Annotated in this window: 7 protein-coding genes; all 7 read left to right on the top strand. The window is 64.2% G+C overall.

The features are described from left to right. The first annotated feature begins 242 nt into the window (after positions 1-242). Positions 243-647 carry a flagellar basal body rod protein FlgB gene (flgB, locus tag A3764_RS04770; protein WP_067925790.1) on the top strand — a complete coding sequence of 135 codons (405 nt, stop codon included), beginning with the start codon at positions 243-245 and terminating at the stop codon, positions 645-647. 8 nt (positions 648-655) lie between these two features. After that, entirely contained in the window at positions 656-1,066 is a 411-nt protein-coding gene (gene flgC / locus A3764_RS04765; protein ID WP_067925793.1) for a flagellar basal body rod protein FlgC, read from the top strand. 7 nt (positions 1,067-1,073) lie between these two features. Further along, complete coding sequence (locus tag A3764_RS04760) at positions 1,074-1,394, top strand: flagellar hook-basal body complex protein FliE (RefSeq protein WP_067925796.1); 321 nt, start codon at positions 1,074-1,076, stop codon at positions 1,392-1,394. 3 nt (positions 1,395-1,397) lie between these two features. Further along, the gene (fliQ, locus tag A3764_RS04755; RefSeq protein WP_067925799.1) at positions 1,398-1,667 is read left to right on the top strand and encodes a flagellar biosynthesis protein FliQ; all 270 of its coding nucleotides are present in this window, start codon (positions 1,398-1,400) and stop codon (positions 1,665-1,667) included. Beyond that, positions 1,664-2,509: a lytic transglycosylase domain-containing protein gene (locus tag A3764_RS04750; RefSeq protein ID WP_236628019.1), complete on the top strand. Its 846-nt coding sequence runs from the start codon at positions 1,664-1,666 to the stop codon at positions 2,507-2,509. The genes fliQ and A3764_RS04750 overlap by 4 nt, the downstream gene beginning before the upstream one ends. Further along, entirely contained in the window at positions 2,506-4,596 is a 2,091-nt protein-coding gene (gene flhA, locus A3764_RS04745; protein ID WP_067925806.1) for a flagellar biosynthesis protein FlhA, read from the top strand. Before A3764_RS04750 ends, flhA begins: the two co-directional genes overlap by 4 nt. 3 nt (positions 4,597-4,599) lie before the next feature. Then, positions 4,600-5,305, top strand: a 706-nt coding sequence (locus A3764_RS04740; RefSeq protein ID WP_067951261.1) for a flagellar biosynthetic protein FliR, incomplete at its 3' end; no start/stop codon positions are given.

Below are 5,305 nucleotides of genomic sequence, written 5' to 3'. Positions count from 1 at the left end.
TGCCCGCACCGGCCCGGCAGAGCCGCGCACGATGCAGCGCTGCCCGATCCCGAGCACCCGTTCGAGGCCGATGGCCGTGAGCGTGATCCCGGTAATGGCGCTGACTTCGCCGATGATCTTGGCCTCTCCGGCGTCGCGGGCAAAGCTCGTCAGCTCGGAAAACAGCGCATCCATGGATAATTTCCTCTTTGATACAAGGTTAATTTGCTTTATACATGAAAAAAACGAGCGGTGATACAAGAATGAACTTGTCCAATCTATCGATATTTGGACTCGCCTCGGACCGCATGACTTGGCTGGCGGCCCGGCAGAAGGTGACATCCGAAAACGTGGCGAACGCCGCGACGCCCGAGTTCAAGGCGCGCGATGTGAGTTCGTTTGAAACCATGCTCCGCGACAGCACGACCGGCGACACCGGCAGCCTGAGAACGACGCATCCGATGCATGTGTCAGGCCGCACCGGCACCAATGGCGTGCGGGAAATCGATGATGCCACGGCCACCGCCACGACGCTGGACGGCAATACCGTCAACCTCGAACAACAGGCCATCCGTGCGGCGGAAACATCGGACCAATACCGCATGGCTGCGCAGCTCTACCGCAAAAGCTACGATCTTCTCACCCTGGCCGTGACCGGCAACAGATAGGAGCGCATATGGATCCCCTTTCCTCCATCGGCAAGATCGCCGCCAGCGGCATGACGGTGCAGACGGCCCGGCTGCGGGTCATCTCCGAAAACGTTGCCAACGCGGATTCGACCGGCACGACACCGGGCGCCGACCCCTTCCAGCGCAAGACCATCAGCTTTGCCGAACTGCTCGACCGGGACGGCGGCGCATCGCTGGTCAAGGTCGACCGGATCGGCCGGGACCTGTCAGATTTCCGTCTGGATCACGATCCCTCCCACCCGGCGGCGGATGCGGACGGTTATGTGAAGCGCCCCAACGTGGACCCGGTGATTGAAATGGCGAACATGCGCGAGGCATCGCGCAACTACGAAGCCAACATGAACATGTTCGAAGCAGGGCGCCGGATGCGCGGCCAGATGCTCGACCTGCTGAAGTGAGCCCCGCGTGACCGATCCTTCCCTCATATCCTCCGCCGCCGTCCGGGGCGCCTATCGCAGCTCGCAGGCGTTGCGCGCAGACCGCACCACGCCAGCCGAAAACCCGGCAGCGACGGACTTCTCCTCGATGGTGCGCAACGCTTCCGCCGAAGCATTGGAGACGGTGCGCACCGGCGAGGCGACGGCGCAGGCCGGTCTGCGCGGAGAGGTCGGCACACAGCAGGTTGTCGAAGCGATGATGGCGATGGAATCCACGGTGAAGGTCGCCGTTTCAGTGCGCGACCGCTTCGTTGAGGCCTATCAGGAAATCCTGCGGATGCCGATCTAGACCATGACGGAAACACAGGCCTATGACATGCTCTCCGACACCGTCTGGGCCGTGCTTCTCGGTTCCGGGCCGGTGCTGGGCGTCGCGCTCGTCATCGGGCTGGTGATCGCCTTCTTTCAGGCGCTGACGCAAATTCAGGAAATGACGCTGACCTTCGTCCCCAAGATCGTGATGATCTTCCTCACGCTTCTGGTGGCGACGCCGTTCACCTACGGTGTGCTCAAGCGCCTCTCCGATACCGTTTTCGACCTGATCGGGAGCGGCGGCGCATGATGCGGCTTGCCCCCCTTCTCCTCTGCCTCCTCGTGATCGGCTGGCTCGGCCCCATAGCCCCGGCACGGGCCGAAGGCTGGGTGGGGTTCTACGTCCCCAGCACCACGGGTAAATCGCGCCGCAGCGCCACGGCAATCTCGCCCGACGGGGCGACGGGCATCTGCATCCGCGAAATCCTCGCAGCACAGGAACGCCACGGTATCCCCGACAACCTTCTGCTGGCCATCGGGTTGCAGGAGGCGGGCACCCGCCGCGGCGGGCATTTCACCGTCTGGCCTTTTGCCGTCAACGCGGCAGGCGAAGGCAGGCTGTTCGACACCCGCGCCGCCGCGCTCAACTGGATCGCGGAGCGTCAGCGTGCCGGGATCGCCTCCATCGATGTGGGCTGCATGCAGATCAACATGCGCTGGCACCCCGAAGCTTTCGACAGCCCCGCGCAGGGGTTCGACCCGCGCGTGAACGTCGAATATGCCGCGCGGTTTCTCAAGCGGCTCCACGCTCGCACCGGGGATTGGCTGATGGCCGCCGGATCCTACCATTCATTCGAACCCGAATTCCGCGACGTCTATCTGACGCGCCTGCACCGCAATATCGCCGCCGCCAACAGCGGGATGAACGGGTTCGCCGCGCTGGCGCAGGGCGCGGGCGACGCAGAGATCGCCCCCCTGCGGGAGCCTTCGCGATCCCGTCGGAAGTCCAGCGCCAACACCACGGTGGCCCGCGCCACATGGGGGGCCGATCTGGGTGGGCAGGCCACTGCCGGCACCTCGATCTATTCGGGCCGCAAGATCACGCCGCTGCTGCCGCAATTCACCAATCACAGCGATGAGGCTTCGGGATGAGCGCCGGTACCAAATCACCCACCGCCCTTTCCGGCCTCGCGATGCTGGGCGGCAACAAGGACATCGCCTTCGCCGTCGGCATGACGCTCGTTCTGGCGGTACTCTTTCTGCCGCTGCCGCCGATGCTGCTCGATTTCGGGCTGGCGCTGTCGCTCTCGCTCAGCGTGCTGATCTTCATGGTGGCGCTCTGGATTCCGTCGCCGCTGCAGTTCAACTCCTTCCCCACGCTGCTGCTGGTCACGACCATGCTGCGGCTGTCGCTCAACGTCGCCTCGACGCGCCTGATCCTGAGCGAGGGCCACACCGGCCTCAACGCGGCGGGCGACGTGATCCAGGGCTTTTCCAATTTCATCGTCGCGGGCAATTTCGTCATCGGCATCGTGATCTTCGCGATCCTCGTGGTGATCAACTTCATCGTCATCACCAAGGGTTCGACCCGCATCGCCGAAGTCGCGGCGCGTTTCTCGCTCGACGCGATGCCGGGCAAGCAGATGGCCATCGACGCCGACATGGGCGCGGGCCTCATCGACGAGAACGAGGCGCGTCGCCGCCGCAAGGAGCTTGAGGATGAAAGCGCCTTTTTCGGGGCGATGGACGGTGCGTCGAAATTCGTGCGCGGCGATGCGGTCGCGGGGCTGATCATCACGCTCATCAACGTCATCGGCGGGATCCTCATCGGTGTCGTGCAGCGTGGGATGGGCGTGGGCGACGCGGCGAATGTCTTTACCTCGCTGACCATCGGGGATGGGCTGGTCAGCCAGATCCCCGCGCTGGTCGTGTCGCTCGCCGCCGGCCTGATCGTGACCAAAGGCGGCACCCGGGGTGCCGCGAACGAAGCGGTACTGGACCAGCTGTCGAACTTCCCCAAGGCGCTCTACATGGCCGCCGCGCTGCTCTTCGGCGTGGGGCTTCTGCCGGGCTTTCCCTTCGCGGTCTTCACCTTCCTCGCGGCGGCGATGGTGGGGCTGGGCTATATGATCCAGCAAAGCGCCGCCCGCGCTGCGGTGGAAAAGGAGAAAGCCGATGCCGAAGCGGCCAAGGCCGAAGCCACCCCCGAAGCCGATGCGAACCCCCTGCGGCTCGATGAGCTGCGGCTGGTTCTGGGCGAAGGCCTCGTCGGGTTGGCCAACCGGCCCGACGCGGTGCTGCCCAGCAAGATCAAATCGCTGCGCAAACACTTCAGCGAAGAATATGGCTTCCTCATGCCATCGGTCCGCATCAAGGACGACGCGAACCTGCCGATCAACTGCTATGCCTTCCAGCTGCACGGGGTGGAAACGGCGCGCGGTGACATCCGTGCGGACCGCATGATGGTCATCAACCCCGAAGGTGCGCCGCTGAAACTCGCCGGGGAAAAGGCGAAGGAGCCGACCTTCGGGCTCGACGCGCTCTGGGTCGATCGCCGCACGGCAGACGACGCGGAATCCCAGGGCTTCACCGTCGTCGATCCCGAAAGCGTCATCACCACCCATCTGACGGAGGTGGTGAAGGACAACATGGCGGAACTGATGACCTATGCCAGCGCCAAGGAACTGATCGACGGGCTCGACCGCAGCTATCAGAAACTGGTCAGCGATCTGCCCGTCACCTCGCCCGCGATCATGGTCCAGCATGTTCTGCAGGAATTGCTGCTGGAGCGGGTTTCCATCCGCAATCTGCCGCTGATCGTCGAAGCCATGGCGGAGGCCATGCGCAATACCAGCAAACCGACGCTCATCCTCGAAAACGTGCGCCGCCGGCTATCCAGCCAGATTTGTCAGGGTCTGTCCGACGGTCAGGGTTTCGTGCCCGTCATCACCCTGTCGCCGGAGTGGGAAATCGAATTTACCGAAGCGGTCAAGATCGTCGGCGAAGACCGCAATTTCGTGATGTCGCCCAAGCGCGTGCAGGAATTCGTGCTGCAGGCGCGCCAGCAAATCCAGCGCTTTGCCTCGAACGACGAATGGCCCGCGCTGATGGTCAGCCCCGAGGCGCGGACCTTCGTGCGTTCCATGCTGGAACGGGTCAGCCCGATGACGCCCGTGATCTCCAACGCCGAAATCCATCGCAAGGTCTCGCTTCGCACGGTCGGCACGATCGGCGGCTGACAGGTGGACCTCTCCGCCTTTCTCTCCGACGTACTGCTGGGATATTTCCTCGTCTTCGCCCGTCTGGGCAGCGCGCTGCTGTTCATGCCCGGCTTTTCCGATGCCGCCGTGCCGGTGCGCCAACGGCTGCTCTTCGGGCTGGTCATGACGGCAGCACTCTATCCCGCGACGGGCGTGGGCCCGGTGGCAGAGGACCGGCCCGCCGCGCTGATGCTGTTGTTCGGGGCGGAAATCACCATCGGGCTGTGGATCGGCCTTGTGGGGCGGGTGCTGCTGTCGGCGCTTCAGTTCGCGGGCTACCAGATCGGCCTGATGTCGGGCCTTGCCAACGCTTTGGCCCCCAATGTGGGCGCCTTCGAAGGGGCGACCAGCCTTGCCGCGATGCTGCTGGTGGGCGCTACCGCGCTCATCTTCATCACCGACCTGCATCACCTGATCATTGAATCCCTGCTGATGTCCTATCAGGTCTTCGTGCCCGGCACCTTCATGCTGTCGGATCTGACGGACCAGTTCGCGCGGGCGGTGCAGGTCAGCCTGCGGCTGGGCCTCTCCCTCGCCGCGCCCTTCTACATTGCGGGGCTGGTGCTCAACGTCGGGATGGGTCTGGCGAACCGCATGATGGCGACCCTGCAGGTCTTCTTCATCGCCCAGCCCTTGCTGATCGGTTCGGCACTGGCCTTGCTGGTTCTCGCGATCCCGACCATGATGC

Source organism: Sulfitobacter sp. HI0129, from assembly GCF_001635395.1.
GTDB lineage: Bacteria > Pseudomonadota > Alphaproteobacteria > Rhodobacterales > Rhodobacteraceae > Sulfitobacter.
This window is presented reverse-complemented; position numbering and strand designations above follow the sequence as displayed.